We start from the raw sequence: 20544 nt of genomic DNA, 5'->3' as shown, positions 1-20544 counted from the left end.
AGTATATCTTTTATTATTGTATTTAAACCAATATATGCATAATGGAATCAATCCAATGCAATTATAAAACAAAAATAGCATATCCTCGTCATCAGCGCCATAGCTTTCTAGCGTACGAAGTGTAGTTTTAATAATTTCATGCATTGGTATCCTCTTTCAGTAAATAACCTAACTTTTTTCTCATCTTAATGATAAAGCCATCATTTGACTCCGCTACTATAAAACATAATAGATGAAGAGGTATAATAAAAATAGCTGTTGCCCAAATGATTGGAATATTCATTGCTCTGAACCGTTTTATAGTGAATATAAACAGCATATAATGAGAGCCACATACGATGATGGCGAATAATAAAGCAATAATATCAACCTCTGCTCCATTTTTTTCTAAAATAAGTGCAGAAATCCCTAGTAGCCATGACCATAACATTATCCATCCAAGACTTTTATTATAACCCTTTAGTGAAAGTGGTTTATATGGATTAAAATTATCTTTTATTCTCTGCATAATCATTTCTAACCCTCCTTAATTTACCACTCTTTATATATACATCATATCATATTGATAAACTAAATTAGAATAGCTAAACATTTGCTACACCTGTTATTTAACCATTGTTTCTTACTACATACGTTTTTATAAAATCATCATCACATTTCATGCTACACAAAAGGACGCCTATTTCTAAGCGTCCTTATTCCTATTCTGTTTCTAACATCCGTTTCGCTCGTTCTTTGTCTTTCTTCAAGATTTGAGAAAACTCTCTAATGATTTGCCATTCTTCCTCTGTAGCCCTTAATTGGCGTTGCTTTCTAAGCTCTCCTCCAGTTAATGGTCTACCTGCACCTTCTCGGGCTCCACCTCTTGGCATAATTCCCTCCTAATGAATATTATAGCGTATATAATAAAATCTTATGCTTATATAGACTTTCAGATAAATTAGTTAATTACCCTCTATGTTTCAATATTTCCTCAGCTGCTCCCAAGATTCCTAGCATGGAGTGTTCAAATACAAGTCCGCCTTGCATAAAGATGGTGTACGGTGGTCGTACTGGTCCGTCTGCACTTAGTTCAATGGAAGATCCTTGTACGAAGGTGCCCCCTGCCATGATAATTTTATCTTCGTAACCAGGCATATCTCCTGGGATGGGATGTACATGAGCATCTACAGGGCTATAGGCTTGCATGCCACGGCAGAAGTATTCCATTTCTTCTGGTCCGTGTAAGTTAATAGCTTGGATCAAATCAAAACGAGGTGCATCGACTTTTGGAAATACATCATATCCCAATAAGGTTCCCACTGCCGCTGTATAAACAGCTCCTTTCAAGGCTTGTAATACCACATGAGGTGCTAAGAATAATCCTTGGAAGAATAAGCGATATCCCGGCGCGTAGGATCCCATATGGTCACCCAATCCTGGAGCCGTTAATTGATACCCCACTTGTTCTACTAGGTCATCTCGCCCTACCACGTAACCTCCGGTAGGAGCAATACCGCCGCCAGCATTTTTAATGAGGGAGCCTGCCATAATATCTGCTCCTACTTCTAGAGGCTCTCTAGTTTCTGTAAATTCACCATAACAATTATCCACAAAGGATATGGTTTCAGGATTCATTTCTTTTACAGCTTTCACAATGATACCAATGTCTTCTACAGATAAAGGTTCTCGCGTACTATACCCTCTAGAACGTTGGATGACCACTACACGAGTGTCTTTTGTAACAGCTTGGCGAATGCCCTCTAAATCGTAGGTGTTATTCACCAAAGGAACTTCTTTATAGATGAAACCTTGCTCTTTTAACGATCCTGGCACATGGCGTGACGCACCGATGACGGATTGCATCGTATCGTATGGTTGTCCTACGGCATAGACGAACTCTTTCCCTTTCGATCCATTGCCCAAGATGGCTTGCAAGGTTGTGGCTAATGCATGAGTACCGGACACGAAATGAGGGCGCACGATGGCACGCTCTCCTTTAAACACGTGAGCGAATACTTCGTCTAGTTTCTCACGACCCACATCATTGTAACCATAGCCACTGGTGCCATTAAAATGATAATCTGAAAGCTGGCACTCTTTAAATGCTTCCAGTACTTTTTTTGTATTATATAACGCCACAGGCTCAAATTTTTTGAACTCTTTTTCAGCTAACTCAAGAGCCTGTTGACGGATTTCTTCTACAGTCATTCTATTCCTTTCTATTTATAGAAAACTAGTTTAGATATATACGCCTCATACGTTAACTATACATATCTGTGTCATATTTAAAAATCTTAAACTATATTATAGAAGTATAGGAATCATTCATCGCTAGTTTACTCTAGTTATTTTATCTTTAAACTAGCTTGAACCAGTTCCATAGCTTCCTCATAAATACTTTCTTCACTTCGATTTTGTGTAATATGAATCCACTGAATATACGGCATCCGTTTATACCACGTAATTTGCCGCTTTGCAAATTGCCGTGTATGTTGTTGGACTAATGCAATAGCCCGTTCTTTCGAATATTCACCGTGAAAGTAAGGGATAATCTCTTTATAACCAATGCCTTTGAAAGCCTGTGAATCTGGTTTCACGCCAGATTCCAATAGGTGTTCTACTTCCTCAAATAAGCCATCTCGAACCATATACTCTACTCGAAGGTTAATCCGTTCGTATAGTTCTTCTCTGGACCGTTCTAAGCCGATGACAGGACCATGAAAGACTAATCCTTCTTTTGATGGCGTTAATAAAGCATGTCCCTCACCAGCTAAGACACACTCGATTGCACGGTATAGGCGATGTTTATCTTGAAATGGTAACGTAAGACCTTCTTTTTCAGCCAATTCATTGGCATAGGCTTGCAAACCTTCTAATCCAGAGGTATCAAAAATTTTATCTAATTCAAGGCGCAAACTGTCATTGCGAGGTACATCTAAAAAGTCATAGCCCTCTAGCAAGGATTGTACATACAGGCCAGTACCACCAGATAAGATAGGAATCTTACCGTCCTTGTTAACGACATCTATGACAGTGTTAGCTTGTGTATTGAACTCTGCCACACTGTACGAGTCATTAGGCTCATGTGTATCGATGAAATAATGAGGCACCCTGTTCAATTCTTCAAGGGTAGGCTTGGCAGTGCCAATGGTCAACCCTTTATAGATTTGGTACGCATCTCCAGATAGTACGGGAGATTGTAAGGTTTCCGCCATCCGCAAGGTAAGGGCTGTTTTCCCTACTGCAGTAGGTCCCAAAATAGTGATTAACTGGTTCATCTTACCTCCTTTCATAGATACCATAAGCGATGGAACTATATTTACCACCCACCATCTCTATAGGTGGAATATCTTTGAATAGACGACTGCCTTTGCGCTCTTTAATGACCAAACGTTTCGATTTCTCCAAGCCAAGTTCTACAATGTTTGAACTTATTTTAGATTCTAGTAAATGACCACGCCACTGTAGAAATTGAGGGCTTTCATAAACAGGATTTTCAAACATAGGGTCCAAGTAGATAACATCATACTGATTAGGTTCTATCTGTTGTAAATACTCCTGATAATTACAAATGGCCAGTTGAATACGGCGCAACGCCTCTGTTACACTTGGATTTTTATGCTGAAAGTGTCGAAATCCATAATTGGTGATATACCCTAAAATAGGATGTCCTTCAATCGCCGTATGACGTGTTAACTGTGGACAACCATAGCTGATAACAGCACTATCTGAACCTAAGCCAGCGGTACAATCTAAAACAGATGTGACCGTTTCATAACCGATGGCACGTAGCAGATGGTCTGTATGTCCACGGTCGATTTCTAACAAGCGCAAATGTGCCATAGACAGATGAAATTGATGAGGGATTCCCTCTTTTGTTACAAAAGAAGGACCTTCCTTGGTCACTACCAAGGCACCCGCACAATGATGTGTATCTAATAATTCTTCCACGGACTGATGCTTTCGTGGCACATAGGGCATTTGCAGGAGTTGACTTAGTTCCTTAGCCTGTTCAATGAGATATGCATTTGTCTTTGAACTTGTGCTAATGAGATACATATTAACTCCGTAAAAATAATTTTCCTAATTCGTCTGGAGTAAATTTAATGATTGTAGGTCGTCCATGCGGACATACATAGGGCTTTTCTGTGCTGAATAGATCTTGTAGTAAAGCATCAATTTGTACCAAGTTTAAATTATGTCCTGCTTTAATAGCTCCACGACAGGAGGCATAGGCCAACATTTCATGACGTAATTGCGCCGCACTTGGGCTTTGATGATCATGCATATAGGAAAAGATGTATTGTAATATTTCTGGAACTTTGCTTTCAATAATATCCACAGGATGACCATCTATACGTAAGGATGTGGGGCCTCCTTGGTCTACTTGGAATCCTAAGTCTAATAATGCATCTCTCTGTTCTTCCGCCAATGTTAATTCTTCCTCGCTAACATCCATGTGCATAGGCATTAATAATTCCTGCATCGGAATGGACTCGGATGATTTGCATAGTTTGTCATACCGCACACGTTCGTGTGCTGCATGTTGGTCGATAATGTATAAATCATCGCCTTTTTTTGCCAAAATATAGCAAGAGGCTACTTGGCCCATAGGAAGTAATCCATGATTAACTACTGTTTTACTAGCATTAGTATTATATGAATTACCATGATCAGCATCATAGGAACTATCTATACCAAGAGCATCCCCAGTACGAGAATCATCTGCTAGACCTTGTGCTACACTTAAATATCTCGATACGGATTCATTTTCAGTATAGTTTATATATGGCTCTACAGAACTTGGTACTAAATTAGGCCGTGATTCACGAATAGTTCTGAACCGATCTTTATCCTCTTGGGTATAACTTTTAGGCACAAAGTTTTCATTCACATCTAGTGATTCATTAAAATTGCTTTGTTCATACACAGTGCGTTGTGGAGCTGTATATCCCTTTTGTCGGATGGTATCCACGAGAGCCTCTGTCTTTTCACGCATCACCGTAAATCCTTGGGAACGTCCAGTGAATACTTTATCATAGTCGATAGCTGTAGCAATGGTTTCTTCTTGCTGGCTAGTCCTGTGATGAGTAGGATATTCTAAGGCTTGTAAAATACTGTTATACACTGCTTTAAAAACTGGTTTATCGTCTGAGAATTTCACTTCACTTTTTCGTGGATGTACATTGATATCTACGGTCCCTGGAGGTACAACGATTTGTAACACCACCAAGGGATATCCACCTTTCGGCAATAGGGCATGGTATGCCGTATCGATAGCCTTGTAGATAGCTTTATCGGAAATGACACGTTGGTTTACGATGGTCGTCTGCCATTGACGGCTACTTTTTAGCACCGTCGGTTTGCTGACCACACCATCCACATAGATGCCTTCTGCCTCATAAGCAATAGGAAATACATCTTCACTGACTTTAAATCCGTATAAAGCAGCGATGGTATCCACCATATTTCCATTTCCTGGTGTCATGATGGTAACTCGAGTATCTACAATACATTTAAAGGCTATATGGTTATGGCTAAGAGACAATTTACCAATCATATCTTGAATCTTATTCGCTTCTGTACGAGTAGATTTTAAAAACTTTCTACGAGCCGGGGTATTATAGAATAAATCTTTCACCTCAATGGTGGTACCCACTGAGGTACCACAGGGATCGCAATCAACCATGTGACCGCCCTCGATATAGATCCGAGTGCCCATATCATCTGTTTCTTGACGTGTACGCAAGGTAAACTTAGATACGGAGGCAATACTAGCAATGGCTTCGCCACGGAACCCTAGGGAGGCAATGTCGTATAGATCGTCGGCACTGCGAATTTTACTAGTAGCATGGCGAAGTACAGCTAAGCGTGCATCTACTTCGGACATGCCGCACCCATTGTCGGTAATGCGCATGTATTCGATGCCACCTTCTGCAATTTCTACTTCAATGGAAGTAGCCCCTGCGTCGATAGCATTTTCTACTAACTCTTTAATAACAGAGGCAGGGCGTTCTACCACTTCGCCGGCTGCTATCTGATTAATAGTCGTTTCATCTAGGACATGAATGGTTGGCATTACTTGCCACCTCCTTGTTTCGCCTCTTCTTGTAAACGATATAATTCACTGATGGCCTCTATAGGGGTCATACTCATAATGTCTAGCTTTAATAACTGATCCAGAACAGGTTGTGTAAATAAATCACCACTCCCGAATAGAGGTCCTGTGACGCTTGGTTTTTCTTTTTTCTTAGGCACTGGTTCCGATACTACTTTTCCATCTTCCAAATGAGATAGAATCGTGTTAGCTCTATCTAGGACAGCCTTAGGAAGGCCTGCTAATTTAGCTACATGGATTCCGTAACTGCGGTCTGCCCCACCTTTTACAATGCGGCGCAAAAATAGAACATCATTGCCTTTATCTTTAACTGCCACCGTATAGTTTTTCAGTTTACTATAGTGCTCTTCTAATTCAATCAACTCGTGATAATGCGTAGCGAACAAGCTTTTACAGTGAATGGTTTCACAAATATGTTCCACCACGGCACGAGCAATGCTAAGTCCATCAAAGGTAGAAGTACCACGTCCAATTTCATCGAGGATGACTAGACTGTTGCACGTTGCATGTTCTAGGATATAGGATACCTCTTTCATTTCTACCATGAAAGTACTTTGGCCTGTGGAAATGTCATCACTAGCCCCGACGCGGGTAAAAATTCTGTCCACAGGAGCAATGGTGGCTTCTCTCGCTGGAATGAAAGATCCAATTTGCGCCATAATCATGAGCAAAGCTACTTGACGCATGTACGTCGATTTACCTGCCATGTTTGGACCTGTGATGAGGATAAACTCCTCTTCGGAATGGTTCAACACCACATCATTCGGTATAAATAATTCCTGTTTCAGCAAGGTTTCTATGACAGGATGGCGACCATCTTTAATAGAAATGGAACCATTGGTCACAACAGTAGGACATACATATTTATTAGTAAAGGCCACTTCCCCCAAGCTTAAGATGACATCCAATTGTGCAATACCGCGAGCCGTTTCTTGGATTTCTTTAATATTTTCTTTTGCTATTAAGCGTAAGTCTTGGTACAAGGAATATTCCAATTTTTGAATCTGCTCTTTTGCATTGAGCATTTTTATTTCAAACTCTTTTAGCTCTGGCGTAATATAGCGCTCCGCATTGGTTAAGGTTTGCTTACGAATGAAATAATCTGGCACGAGACCCACTTGCCCTTGGGATACTTCAAAATAGTATCCGAATACTTTATTGTATCCTGTTTTAAGACGAATTCCTGTAGCTTGTTTCGCCTCTTCTTCTAAGCGATGCAGCCACTCTTGACTATTGGTAGCCAAGGAGCGCAATTCATCTAATTCTGCACTGTATCCATCACGGATGACATGACCATCTTTCAAGGCCAACGACGGCTGATCCACGATAGCACGTATTAATAGGTCACATAGGTCATCATGGGTGTGAATCATACTATGACAGTCTTGTAAAATATTAGAGGTACACTCTTGTAATACCTTTTGAATCATAGGCAATACTCGTAGAGATTCCCGCAAGGATGCAAAATCTCTAGGAGACACACTCCCTGTTTCTATACGGCTTAGAATCCGTTCAAAATCATACACAGAGGTCAGTAAAGAACGGAGCTGACTGCGCATGGTCGGATTGTCGATAGACTCACCTATCCCCATTTGACGGCGCACGATGCGATGGATATCCATCAAAGGATGTTCAATCCATTGTTTTAGCATACGAGCTCCCATAGGGGTTAATGTCTTATCTAGAACATCTAGGAGCGTTCCTTTCTTAGATCCATCTCGAACATTTCTGGTAATCTCCAAATGGCGCAAGCAAGATGTATCCAATATCATGCGGTCTCCCACAGACAGTTGATGCACGTAGTTAATGTGAGACGTATCTGTTTTAATGACCTCTTCCAAATAGAGAATCACATATCCTAAGGCTTCTAATACATCTTCTTCTAGCAAGCCAGCGTCAGAAAAATGTTCACGACCTTTCAGAAGAATACTATCCATTGTTTCTGTAGGCGTGAACGGAGACAGGGCTATGCCAGACATTTGACGTGTCAAAAAATCTTGGATGCTAGTAGGTAATTCACTACTACCAGCTAAGATAAGCTCTTTTGGTTGGTACATGGTGAAAGCATCAAATAAAGAGCTTTCACTACCGCAATCCATGCGTTCCCAAATCACTTCACCAGTCGTGATATCTGTGAACAACACAATGCGCTGGCCCCCTGTTTCATAGGTCAAGGCTAAGAAGTTATTTTCTCCATCTTTCGTACCATTTTCACTAAGTACGGTCCCTGGTGTGATGACACGAATGACATCACGTTTCACAATCCCTTTAGCTTCTTTAGGATCTTCCACTTGTTCACAGATGGCTACCTTATACCCTTTACTGATGAGTTTTTCAATATAGGATTCTGCAGAATGGAAAGGAACGCCACACATAGGAGCTTTATCTTCTTCACCCGCATTGCGACCTGTTAAGGTAATATTCAATTCTCGTGATGCGGTGATAGCATCGTCGTAAAAAAGCTCGTAAAAGTCACCTAACCGAAAAAATAATAGTTCCTTTTCATAGCGAGCTTTAATACTAAAATACTGCTCCATCATAGGCGTTTGTTTCTTGCCCATTCTGCTAACTCCTTTCTATAATACAGTGCCGTATAATACCCAAGTTTGTCCTTTATCGATGCGTACATCAATAGTGTCTCCGATTTTTAGAGAGTCTTGTTTAGGGAATAGGACCATTTTATTACCGGACGTACGACCAAACCACATATTTTCATCAGTACGACTAGGTCCTTCTACAATAATATCGTAGACCTTGCCTTCCATGGCTTGATTCAGCTCAAGAGAAATTTCATTTTGCACATCCATCAAGGCTTGTAAACGAACACGTTTCACTTCCTCAGGCACTTGCTCTTCAAATTCCGCCGCTGGTGTACCAGAACGTTTGGAATAGATGAAAGTAAATGCCATATCATAGCGTACATCTTTCAATAATTGTAATGTTTGTTGGAAATCTTCTTCGGTTTCTCCTGGGAATCCAACAATAATATCTGTTGTGATTGTAACGCCATCGATTTTTTCACGGCAATATTGCAACAACTCTTTATATTGTTCCACAGAATAATGACGATTCATACGTTTCAAAATATTGTCAGATCCAGACTGCACTGGTAAATGCAATTGTGTCACAATATTGGACGAACGACCTAAGGCATCTACCATGCCTTTTGTCATATCTTGTGGATGGCTTGTCATGTAGCGAATACGTTCAATACCTGGGATACCATCTAAGGCATCTACTAAAGTACCAAAGTCTGTACCATTTTTAAAATCCAAACCATAGGAGTTTACGTTTTGTCCCAACAAAGTGATTTCTTTAAATCCCTTTTCACCTAGTTCACGCACATCTTTCACAATGGAGTCCACAGGACGGCTAATTTCACGGCCTCGCACATGAGGTACGATACAGTAGGTACAGAACTTATTACAACCATTCATAATCGGTACCCACGCAAAGAATGTACCATTTGGTTTCGCCGCTAATTCTGGCAACACGGTGTTATCCATCTCTACATTGACTTGACGTTTTTTCGTGCGTTGCACTTCTTTTACCATTTCATTAATATGTTGGATATTATGTGTACCCAATACAATATCAATGTGAGGAGCACGCTTAAACATATCTGCTTGGTTCTTCTGTGCCATACAGCCCGTAATCGCAATGATTAGGTTTTTATTCTTTTCTTTCAAATGCTTTAACTCGCCAATACGGCCATAAATTTTATTTTCTGCCGTTTCGCGAACACAGCAAGTATTTAAAATGATTAAATCTGCAACAGTTACCTCTTCTGTAGGCACATATCCAACAGATTCCAATTGATGGGCCAATCGTTCTGAATCACTTTCATTCATTTGGCAACCATATGTATAAATATAGTATGACTTCATATTACTCCTTATGTTTGTATTTTACTTTTGATGGCTCAATGGTGCCACCCACCTTAATAGCAAGTCTCTCGATGGACATGCCTGTAATATATTCTATTTCTTGACGTATTGTTTTTTGCAATGTATCCATGATTTCCTTGACCACAAATCCAAGCATAACGGTAACATCAATTTGTAAGATTAAACCATTGGTGACTTCCTTGCTTTTTTTGATATCCATACTGCGCACATCTGTCACGCCTGGGGATTTTTCAATGCTATTTTGGATGAGTGCTTGGATGACTGCATCTTCAAAAACTAGTTTGCCATAATAACTGAAAGCTGGACGGATAACAGATTTTTCCCAACCTTCGTCTTGCTTCGTAGACAATCTAGTTCTGCGCCAGAACGACTTAATAGGGTCGATTAAAAAGCCTTTAAAGTGAGGTTTTAACTCCACGGATGGAACGGGAATAATATGTTTTCCCTCTTTTAATCTAGCATGTTGTGCTTTTTCAATATCCTTAGGGCTAGCTACATCTTCAATATGGATATAATAAGAAGGCCCAGGGATGCCGAGGGCTTTTGTAATTTTTCCAATCATATTTTCCGATGTGCCTAGAATCATAAGACGTTCTGGTTGAATCTCATCCAAGGCTTTTCGTACACTTTCTACCTGTTGTTTGTCCTGAAAGATAGCACGTCGAACTGCTTTAATACGATTTTCTTCTTTTTTTGCAGAAAAACCACCTACAATGCGATTATTATGAATTAAAATTCCATCATCAATGATACAAGATGCATGGTGTTCATGGGCCACCACTAATGCTCTATGACTTTTACCTGTTCCGCTAGGGCCAATAAATGCGATTACATCCATACTACACCTCTATGCGCCTTGTAAGGCTTTCATAAATTCTGCTACCCACTCACTTTGTATTTCATATTCACCAAGGCCGATACTTTCAGGGAACCGATCTTGTATGCCGTGAAAGTCAGATCCACCGGAGATTAATAATCTCCTATCAACGGCTAATTGATGGTATTTAGCACTATCCTCGGCAGTATGACTAGAATGATAGACCTCCACACCATCAAAAGGCAATTCTAATAATCCATGTACATAGGTGTCATTTTCCACTAATTTAGGATGGGCTAACACAGCGATACCACCAGCACGATGAATCAAATCAATGGCCTGTTGTGGGGCATACTTTTCCTTTGGTACAAAGCAAGGACCATTAGGGTTTAACATTGTATCAAAGGCTTCCCCTACGGTTTTCACATAGCCGTGAGCAATGAGTAATTGTGCAATATGAGGGCGCCCAAAGGACACAGCATCAGTGAATGTATTTACTAATTCCTCGTAGGAAATATCATAGCCTGCATCCGCACATTTGTTTACCATTTTATGAATTCTAGAACGTCGTACTTCTTTAAAATGTGAAATATAGTCCTGTAGTTCCGGATGGTCTAAAGAAAATTGATAACCCAATACGTGCACTTCCTTTTCATGGTAATAGGTACTAAATTCGCAACCATGATAGATTTGAATTCCCATTCTATCATCTCTTGTTAATTGCCCATAAGCACCTACTTCATCATGATCTGTAATAGATATCTCCTGTATTTGTTTCTCTTTTGCTAATGCCACCAAATCTCTTGGCATATACGTACCGTCTGATACATTCGTATGCATGTGGAAATCGACTAACATAGAATCTCCTTTCCTCAAATCTATTAAGTATCATTTTATTATACCATATATGTAGATAAAAGTTACCTACCACGTCTATAGATAATTGATACTTTTACTGCATCCTACGCAACGTTTTACGTACGAAAATATTTTTATGGTACGTGTCTATATCTCTACGCACAACAAAGGACGCAATACTTCTCATACATATCATCCTATAGATGAGATGCACTTGTATTGCGTCCTATACTTACATTTGGATATGGTAACTAACGCAGCTGTTCTTTCATACGGCGTTGAATATCTCGTTTCGCATCTCGTTCTGCCATATCTTGACGTTTATCGTAATTCTTTTTGCCAGTCACTAACCCTACAGTTACTTTCACATATCCACGACTATAATGAAAGTTCAAAGGAATCAAGGAATATCCTTTTTCTTTCACTTGTCCAAGTAATTTATGAATTTCTCGTTTATGCATTAGTAGTTTACGAGTCCGTTCTGGTTCATGATTAAACTGATTTCCTTGCTCGTATTTACTAATATGAACTCCGTATAAAAAGAGTTCACCTTTATCTATACGACAAAAACTGTCTTTTAAATTGATGCGTCCAGCTCGAATAGACTTCACTTCCGTTCCTGTAAGAGCAATACCTGCTTCATAGGTTTCGTGAATGTGAAAATCATGACGAGCTTTACGATTATCTGCTATTAATAAATTTCCTTCTTTCGCCATTATTATTTCCTCTTTTTCGCTTTCTTATTGACACTCTTCTGTACCCCTTGTTTCTTCTGTTTTTTACGCTTTTTGGGTCCTTTCTTCTTCCCTTTTTTGGCTTGTGAAAGTTTTTGCAATTCTTTCAAATAACTACCATTATATTGAACTTCTCCAATGAGAAAATCAATGGCACGTTTTTCTCTATCCGCCTTAATCAGAGTCACTGTTACAGGGGTACCTAGACGATATTCTTTCCCTTTTCGCTTTCCATAGGCTACAAAATGGTTCTCATCAAATTCATAATGATCATCATCCATCATAGCGAATGGAACGAGACCATCTACACCATGTTCAATTTCTACAAACATACCAAAATGAGTAATAGAGCTAATATGTCCCTCAAAAGCTTCCCCCACATATTGAGACATATATTCCACTTTTTTCATATCTAAAGTGTGTCGTTCAGCTGCTGTGGCAATTTGTTCCCGTTTTGAACAATGTTCTCCTGCCTCTGTCAAATAGACATCATCTGCAATCATTTCAAAGGCCTTAGGCTTACCTTGTAACACATAGCGTAGGAGCCGATGAATGATTAAATCTGGATATCGACGAATAGGCGATGTAAAATGTGTATATGCCTTTGAAGCTAGTCCAAAATGACCGATGTTTTGGGAGCTATATTTAGCTTGATGCATAGTCCGTAGCACCATAATTTGTACTACTGGTTCAATATCTTGGCCTTTTACAGATTGCAATAATTCCTCAAAATATTTAGGTTCTAATTCTTCTGGTAAATCAAAAGGAATCCCAGCATGATTTAATACTGCGATAAGTTTTTCAAGTTTCGTTCCCTTTGGGGCTTCGTGAATACGATATAATGACGTGTCTAATTGTTCACTAAGAAATGTTGCCACTGTTTCATTAGCTAATAGCATACTTTGTTCAATAAGCCCTTCTGCGATGGTTTTTTCCTTCTTAATAATCCGTTGTGGCACACCAGTTTCATCTAATAGCACCTTGTACTCTGGTGTATCAAAGGTAATCGCCCCCACTCGTTGACGCCTTCCCATTAATTGATACGTCAATGTTTCTAAGGTCTTTACCATGTCCATTAAAGGTTCTAAATCATCAGGAATAGTATCTTCCCGTAAAGCTTGATAAATTTCCTTATAGCTACACCGACGTGTAACATGAATGATAGACGGAGTAATTTCATAGTTCACTACCTCGCCTTGTGGATTTACTTCCATCAAACAGGACATAGCATATCGATCTTCCTGTGCTTGGAGAGAGCAAATACCATTAGATAGCTCTACGGGCAACATAGGAAGGACCCGATCTACGAGATATACACTAGTACCACGAGCATAAGCCTCTTTGTCAATGGCTGAACCTACTGGTACATAATGACTTACATCGGCAATATGCACGCCTAATTGAATATTACCATTCTCCAATACCTTTGCATGAACAGCATCATCTAAATCCCTTGCATCTTCTCCATCAATGGTAATCATTGGCACATGTCGTAAATCTAATCTATTCTTTTCTTCTGTAACATCAAAAGAAATCTGCTTTGCCTCTTCTTGCACTTCTGGCGAGAAGTCTGTAGGCAATTCAAAATGAGCTATTACAGATAATACATCTAGGGAAGGCGTATTATGATCACCCACAATTTCAATGATTTTACCTTCTGCCTTATGGTCCTTATCCGGCCATGCGGTTATCTCAACAACGACAGTAGCTCCACTTCTAACCTCTATAGTAGATGTAAGAGGTACAAAAATATCTTGACCAATGCGTTCATTATGCGGTGTAACAAATCCGTTATAGGTATGTCGTTCATAGATACCAACAATGCGATTTGTCTTTCTTTCAATAATACGTAGTACATAGCCTTCAGCTTTTTTTCTAGTATTCCCATCTTGCAATACTTTATACTCTACAATATCTCCGTGCATAGCATATTTAGATTCCCCTTGAGGAATGTAGACTTCTTCCTGTGTTTCATCATCGGGTACCACAAACCCGTACCCCTTTGCACTTCCCTTGTATGTACCGATTAATATGGGATCTTCCTCTACATGAATTGGCGTATGAATAAGAGATACATAGTCATCATGTTTTATCTTTATTAGCCCATCACTCTGTAAAGATTGTATAATGGTAAAATACTCCTGTAATTGCTCTCCTTTATATCCCAAAATATAGGGAATATCATCGATATGGTATGCATCGGGTGAAATTTGCTGTAAAAACTGTAATATTTCGTCTCTCATAATACCTCTCATGTATCTATAAAAAAAACCTACCATAGGGTAGGATTTTTCTATTCATTAATAAGAACTTAACGCCAAATCTAAGGCTAAACTAACTAATACGAACAAGGTAGCAAGAACCACAGTACAACGGGATAAGAATCCATCTACGCCACGCTCTTTACCACCAAATACGGAGTCTGCTGCACCGGAAACGGCACCACCCATACCTGCGCTTTTACCAGTTTGTGCTACTACTACCACAATTAAAAGAATAGAAATAATAATTTCAACTGCCATTAGAAAATCTCTCATGAATCTCTTCCTTTCTGTATCAACGATTATGACCGAAGTAAACTTCTATTTTTTTCTTTACTCGTTGCAATGCATTATCAATAGATTTTACAGAACGATGATGTTCTTCTGCCATTTCTTGATAGGATTTGGCATCCATATATCCACGTAATACATCCCACTCTAGAGGGCTAAGAACAGCCTCCATCACTTCCTTAATCAGAGAATATTGCTCTCTATTGATGACGACTTCTTGGGGATCTAAATTTTTTTCTGTCTCTAACACTTCAATAAGTGTTCGTTCTGAGTCATCATAGGCTGGCTTATTTAAAGAGATATATGAATTCAAGGGGATGTGTTTTTGACGACTGGCTCCCTTGATAGCAGATATGATTTGTCGTATAATGCATAATTCAGCGAATGCTTTAAAGCTAATCTCATGGTCTTGATTAAAATCTCGTGTCGCTTTATATAAACCGATCATACCTTCTTGTATAATATCTTCTTTATCAGCGCCCATTAAAAAATAGGACCTAGCTTTAGATCGAACAAAATTTTTATATCGTTGTACAATATAATCAGTAGCATGATGATTGTTTTCCTCCTGACAAATGGCAACAATCTCTTCATCTGTAAGAGAGGTAAAGCGATCAAACTCCGCTACATTTTCTGTTTCATAGGACATAGGATTCCTCCTGTGACTCTGTACTAGGAATGATATTTAATAGTATACACTATCTACATAAAAAAGTACATATTTACATTTGACTTTCATAGAATATATCTATATAATTATAAGACAATAATTACATATGGGGACGTAAAGGTTTCGACAGGTATGGATGTATCTTAGAAAGCGAGCTGGTGTCTCACTCGACCATAAATCAGTGAACCTTAAATTAAACGCAGAAGAAAATTTTGCATTAGCTGCATAAGCTACGTCACACCTTCTCTTGCCCGTGGAGAGGGATGTGGCGTCAAACTACGGGCTAGCTAGTTCTATCTGCTCAATTAGATCTAGTTAAATCTCATGAGCTAGGATAGCTTAGGTTGTTGGTGTCCAAACACTATCCGAAGTGTAAAACATCAACTGCGCTCGGAGAGGTCTAGGGGGCAACATGTTTGGACAGGGGTTCGACTCCCCTCGTCTCCACCACAATACAATATAAAATAACCGCTTATTCGTAAGTGTTCGCAAGTGTTCGCGAATACGATGAATAAGCGGTTTTTGTTATTTTTATTTCTTTTTTATGTTCGCAAGTGTTCGTATAGTTTATGTATTTTTGCCCATTTTTTGCCCATTCGAAATTCACAAAATGCGTGACGGGGTTCGATGTGAGAATATGGCTTTATTATCGCATTTCCATTGAGAATGAATTGATTTATATTTAATTTTTATTTAAAAATGGGCAAATTTTGCATGGTAGGTCAGTATATAAGGCACACCCAACACTATCTAAAAGTGATACCGCAATCATGAACAAACTTAGAACAGACTCCGCACTCCTAGGTTCATCTGCCATATTTGTTGCATCCCATGTTTGCTACTTCGTTGTGCTTCTAAGTACACATGATGATTTTTATTTGGGCTCGTATAGGTTACGCCTAGTCCATAGGTAAACCATCCGCCCTTGCGAACTACCTGTTCCGTGCTAACGTGGTTGAAATGGTATGTACCAGTGCCAAGGAACTCTCGTTCGTACATGGCTTTTACATAAGGACTTACACCAGTACCACGGATTTGATCTTTTCCAATTCGTAGCCCCACACGACCCACTAAACTCCGTGTCGCATCCGTACGAATCTGCAATCCATTCGATGTGGTGAAATTATATCCATGAGTGAAAGAATACGTCAATTGTGCTTCTGGTTCCACATACCATCCCGCATGTGTACCACCTGTTCCATATATACGTTTACCCACTTCTGCAGATATCAGGTAAGAGGTACTATTCACATCAGTAGCACGTACTTGTTCACCAGAGTAATTCGTAATACTATAGTTTCCACCGTATCGTGTTCCCTTGCCTACAAGGTCTACATATACATTGGTATTCTTGTTCACCCAAGTCGAATAGGCACTCATGTTATAGCCATGTAATCCACTGGACCCACTATAGCCTTCAAAGGTCCCTACCGATTGTGTAAATCCTAATGCCAGCCCTACATAATGTAACCATTCTCCTCTCGGTTTCGACCAATCATAGCCCATTTGAAGACCCCAGTAATCATTTTTAAATTCGCCTGACTGTCCCTGTCTAGTAGTTCTATATTGTCCTCGCACATGCTTTGCCCACAAATCATGCGAATGAGGCATATCCTTCGTCAAATGAAGTTCTCCTAATCGTTGCACCAAGGTACTGGTAGATACTAAATTCATTTGATATAGAGCATCTCCCATACTCACACCAGACTTCGCCCCTGGCGTTAAAGAATTACCTCCATTATCTTTCACTGGGTACAAGTACCAATTATTCCGATTACCATCCCCAATGGACACCACTTCCGCGTCAGTGGCACGCCCTAACGTGTACAGATAGGCACCACGTTCTACAACAGCCTTATCATTCTGTGTACCAGTTGCATCTTTCGGAATAGGTACACGTTCATTAGTATTTTTCAACTTGAAAGTAGCCTTCAGATTCGCTTCATCTCCTGCACTTTCAATCAATTTTAAATATTCATGTCCCGTAGATTTCGCATTGGCAGCATTTTCAAAATTAATATAATGTAAGCCAGAGCTGCTATGTTTGATAGAAATAGTATCTGCAACACCAGTTTTCACATCCCCTTGCATGTTGAAAATGCCACCGCTACCTTTTAAATCATTGACAACCAGCGAGGCAACTTGATCTTTATCCAGAAAATCAATGGTGGCTCCAGAAGAAATATCTAAGGTATCCACCACAGAATTTCCTAAATTAACCCAGTTGCTTTGATTCGCCATCTTCATATTCACTGTGCCCTTATTCGCAGGATTTACAGCACTCAAATTATCAGCCATACCTACCAAGAACGATTTGTCTGTCATCAAATTGAGATCAACCACACCCTTAGCGGCACTGAATACAGACCCACTTATTTTCACATCATCATCACCAGTGACTGTAATATGGGACCCATCCCCAGTAGATAATAACGCTCCATTTCTGTAACTACCAGCAATGGTCAATTTTTTACGAAAGATAGCTTCATTTTTGGCATCAGTTACACCATCTTTCGTTCTAATCCATACCACACGATTTTGAACACCAGGGCCTGCCATAGTAATATTCACATCTCCATTGAAAGTACTTCGAGTCGTGCTATTACTTGCATATACATCGTGATTAATCGCATTTGCAGTGGTTGCTCCTCCAACGGTTAGATTCACAGAGCCATCATAAGTGGAACTAATCGTACTACCCGATCCATTATTTTTATAGTACATACCATTACCATTAGTTGCCTGCACAGCTACATTCACATCCTTATGATAGGTAGATGTAATTTCAGCATTAGGGCCAGTACTTTCATAATATACACCATTGGCTGTAGCCCCTTGGGCAGATACAGTTATATCCTTGTTATAGGTAGATATAATCTTACTATCATTGGCCTTGTTCACAGAATAGATGCCATGTGCCACATTCCCTTGAGCAGACACAGTAACGTTACCATCATGGGTGAACGAAGTATTGTTCGCAGCCGCATTATGCACTGTGGAAATCCCGTAGGCAGTACCATTACTTTGGGAATTAACGGTCACAGTACTCCCTACATCAGTCACTACTTTCGTACCAGCACCAGTATTGGATTTATTTTTCTCTATACGAACGCCATAGGCAGTCGTAGTGGCAGTCGTGTTGATAGCAGAGTTTCCACTGAATCGTAGGATATTATCACCTGCCGACTTGGAATTACTATTGCTAAGTACATTAATACCATAGGCAAACTTAGCCGTAGTCTCAATCATTGTAGTATCTACGTTAATGGTATTCTTTCCCTTATTTTCATCTGCAATATCAATGCCTCTTGCCACATAGGCTGAAGAGGTAGTAACCTTGCTATCTTTCAAGGTAATCGTCGTATCACCCGTATCCGAAGTAGTTCGCACACCATAGGTCCAGGCACTATTACTTTCAGGTGAGGTAGATGCTGTGGTCACATTCGCATTATGCAAAGTAACCTTATTCTTTGCCTCTCCACTAGCACTGACATCAATACCATAGGTCCATTTTTTACCTGTAGTTGCAATCGTAGTATTTGCCCCTGTAAAAGCCACCCGATTCTCACCTTTAGACTCTCCATTGACGTAGAGTCCCCACACAGAACCAGCATCCGCAGTGGTGTTCAGATTTGTGTCCCCTTTCAAGTTCGTATCACTGAAGCCATTGTCACGAGTCGTACTGGATACATTGATCGTGACCACATCGTTCGATGTAGTATGATTCGTAATAGTAGATGTAACTCCTTGATTGGCATTGACATGCATGCCCCCATTGTGATTCGTGATACTCAAAAACCGAAGTGCTGCAATATTTGAATTCGTCATGGTACTCGTTATATTACCATTAAATGTAGCCGTCGAGCCGCCCTTTGTAAAATCTGTAATCGAATTAGCTTCCGATACCTTGTGAAAGCGATTTTCTCCATTATTTTCGAGTCGCAAGTGGGTTATTCCCACACCATCTTTGTAGTTCGTTGATGCCATAGTCAACGTATCATCAAAGTGAATATGACTTTCACCACCTCGATTCGTTTGAGCGAACACACCATTAATACGATTGGAAGGGCTCCTCGCATTGTCTTCTGCACTAGCTCCACCTGTGCCTTCCGTATTGCTGTTAATATTCATATCCACAGCTTTCTTGAAATGCGCAGATGCCACAGGTTTCGTCACATCCCCAGAAGAGTTCCCTTGTCCAGTCACATCCAGAACACTAAAGATCGGGTAGTAGGGCAAAATATAGTTCTCGTGGGTGGTGATATCAAAATGAGCCTTCGTATCAAAGGTCACATTTGTTTCCGACCGTTCCACAGCAGAACTGTTAGAATTATATATCTCTACTCCATTCTGATGCGAAATGGTACTTCCATCATCCACATGGATGAGGTGTAGTGTACCAGGTGACACAATGGTTGCCTCTGTAATAGGTTTCGTTCTTGCATCACCAGGAGCCGTCATATTATGAGCATGGATAATATCTGTAATCGTACTACCCCCAGGAGTAGTCTGGCTCGCCTTTGTACCTAGAACATCACCATCTTGATACCTCAGTTCATAGCGACGAGTGCTGGCAGTATCTTCTACTACCGTACCAGACTCAATATCCACACTATTCCACTGATTGACTGTATGCGTAGTCCCATCATACCCTTGCACCTGCACCAGCACCGGTAAGGCTAGGGACATTAACACTAATTCACGTAATTTCATTTATTTCCTCCCCATTATATCCATATCATACATCCTAACTCCACGAAGATGATTCATATCTTTTATTATCATTTTACAAGTATCCTTCCTATCTGGCAAGTAGTCTATATAACAGGACGGTGTCAAGTTTTTGTTGGAAAAATAATTACCTAGCTTTAAAAGAGGGTTCCTCGTCACTAAAGAATCCTGCGT

At 39.9% G+C, this 20544-nt stretch carries 15 protein-coding genes and 1 other RNA gene; 1 reads left to right on the top strand and 15 read right to left on the bottom strand.

What is annotated here, in order from left to right; all coding sequences use genetic code 11:
• Positions 1 to 136: 136 nt before the first annotated feature.
• The 14 genes from EO125_RS09040 to sigH all read right to left on the bottom strand — a co-directional run bounded on the left by EO125_RS09040 (position 137) and on the right by sigH (position 15618).
• Entirely contained in the window at positions 137 to 514 is a 378-nt protein-coding gene (locus EO125_RS09040; RefSeq protein ID WP_127148609.1) for a hypothetical protein, read from the bottom strand.
• Between the two features lie 187 nt (positions 515 to 701).
• Complete coding sequence (locus EO125_RS09895; RefSeq protein WP_164725935.1) at positions 702 to 872, bottom strand: hypothetical protein; 171 nt, start codon at positions 870 to 872, stop codon at positions 702 to 704.
• Between the two features lie 76 nt (positions 873 to 948).
• Positions 949 to 2190 (bottom strand): methionine gamma-lyase family protein, encoded by a 1242-nt coding sequence (locus EO125_RS09035; RefSeq protein ID WP_127148608.1) that lies wholly within the window; start codon positions 2188 to 2190, stop codon positions 949 to 951.
• A 137-nt stretch (positions 2191 to 2327) separates the two neighbouring features.
• Positions 2328 to 3260, bottom strand: a complete 933-nt coding sequence (gene miaA, locus EO125_RS09030) for a tRNA (adenosine(37)-N6)-dimethylallyltransferase MiaA (RefSeq protein ID WP_127148607.1) — start codon at positions 3258 to 3260, stop codon at positions 2328 to 2330.
• Between the two features lies 1 nt (position 3261).
• On the bottom strand, positions 3262 to 4041 hold the full coding sequence (locus tag EO125_RS09025) for a class I SAM-dependent methyltransferase (RefSeq protein ID WP_127148606.1): 780 nt from the start codon (positions 4039 to 4041) through the stop codon (positions 3262 to 3264).
• A gap of 1 nt (position 4042) precedes the next feature.
• Positions 4043 to 6061 carry a DNA mismatch repair endonuclease MutL gene (gene mutL, locus EO125_RS09020; RefSeq protein ID WP_127148605.1) on the bottom strand — a complete coding sequence of 673 codons (2019 nt, stop codon included), beginning with the start codon at positions 6059 to 6061 and terminating at the stop codon, positions 4043 to 4045.
• Complete coding sequence (mutS, locus tag EO125_RS09015; RefSeq protein WP_127148604.1) at positions 6061 to 8661, bottom strand: DNA mismatch repair protein MutS; 2601 nt, start codon at positions 8659 to 8661, stop codon at positions 6061 to 6063. The genes mutL and mutS overlap by 1 nt, the downstream gene beginning before the upstream one ends.
• 15 nt (positions 8662 to 8676) lie before the next feature.
• The gene (miaB, locus tag EO125_RS09010) at positions 8677 to 9987 is read right to left on the bottom strand and encodes a tRNA (N6-isopentenyl adenosine(37)-C2)-methylthiotransferase MiaB (RefSeq protein WP_127148603.1); all 1311 of its coding nucleotides are present in this window, start codon (positions 9985 to 9987) and stop codon (positions 8677 to 8679) included.
• Position 9988: 1 nt separating this feature from the next.
• Positions 9989 to 10846 carry a hypothetical protein gene (locus EO125_RS09005; RefSeq protein ID WP_127148602.1) on the bottom strand — a complete coding sequence of 286 codons (858 nt, stop codon included), beginning with the start codon at positions 10844 to 10846 and terminating at the stop codon, positions 9989 to 9991.
• 9 nt (positions 10847 to 10855) lie between these two features.
• Complete coding sequence (locus tag EO125_RS09000) at positions 10856 to 11683, bottom strand: PHP domain-containing protein (RefSeq protein ID WP_127148601.1); 828 nt, start codon at positions 11681 to 11683, stop codon at positions 10856 to 10858.
• A 251-nt stretch (positions 11684 to 11934) separates the two neighbouring features.
• Complete coding sequence (gene smpB, locus EO125_RS08995; RefSeq protein WP_127148600.1) at positions 11935 to 12399, bottom strand: SsrA-binding protein SmpB; 465 nt, start codon at positions 12397 to 12399, stop codon at positions 11935 to 11937.
• A 2-nt stretch (positions 12400 to 12401) separates the two neighbouring features.
• Positions 12402 to 14660, bottom strand: coding sequence for a ribonuclease R (gene rnr, locus EO125_RS08990; protein WP_164726499.1), 2259 nt, complete (start codon positions 14658 to 14660; stop codon positions 12402 to 12404).
• A 57-nt stretch (positions 14661 to 14717) separates the two neighbouring features.
• The gene (gene secG / locus EO125_RS08985; RefSeq protein WP_127148598.1) at positions 14718 to 14954 is read right to left on the bottom strand and encodes a preprotein translocase subunit SecG; all 237 of its coding nucleotides are present in this window, start codon (positions 14952 to 14954) and stop codon (positions 14718 to 14720) included.
• A gap of 19 nt (positions 14955 to 14973) precedes the next feature.
• Positions 14974 to 15618 (bottom strand): RNA polymerase sporulation sigma factor SigH, encoded by a 645-nt coding sequence (gene sigH / locus EO125_RS08980; RefSeq protein WP_127148597.1) that lies wholly within the window; start codon positions 15616 to 15618, stop codon positions 14974 to 14976.
• Between the two features lie 129 nt (positions 15619 to 15747).
• Between sigH and ssrA the strand changes: the two genes are divergently transcribed.
• Positions 15748 to 16089: a transfer-messenger RNA gene (ssrA, locus tag EO125_RS08975) on the top strand.
• A gap of 330 nt (positions 16090 to 16419) precedes the next feature.
• Here ssrA and EO125_RS08970 read toward each other — a convergent pair.
• Positions 16420 to 20352, bottom strand: a complete 3933-nt coding sequence (locus EO125_RS08970; protein WP_127148596.1) for an autotransporter outer membrane beta-barrel domain-containing protein — start codon at positions 20350 to 20352, stop codon at positions 16420 to 16422.
• Between the last annotated feature and the right edge of the window lie 192 nt (positions 20353 to 20544).

The sequence above is a fragment of the Veillonella sp. VA139 genome (genome assembly GCF_003992005.1).
In the GTDB taxonomy this organism is placed as follows: Bacteria; Bacillota; Negativicutes; order Veillonellales; family Veillonellaceae; genus F0422.
This window is presented reverse-complemented; position numbering and strand designations above follow the sequence as displayed.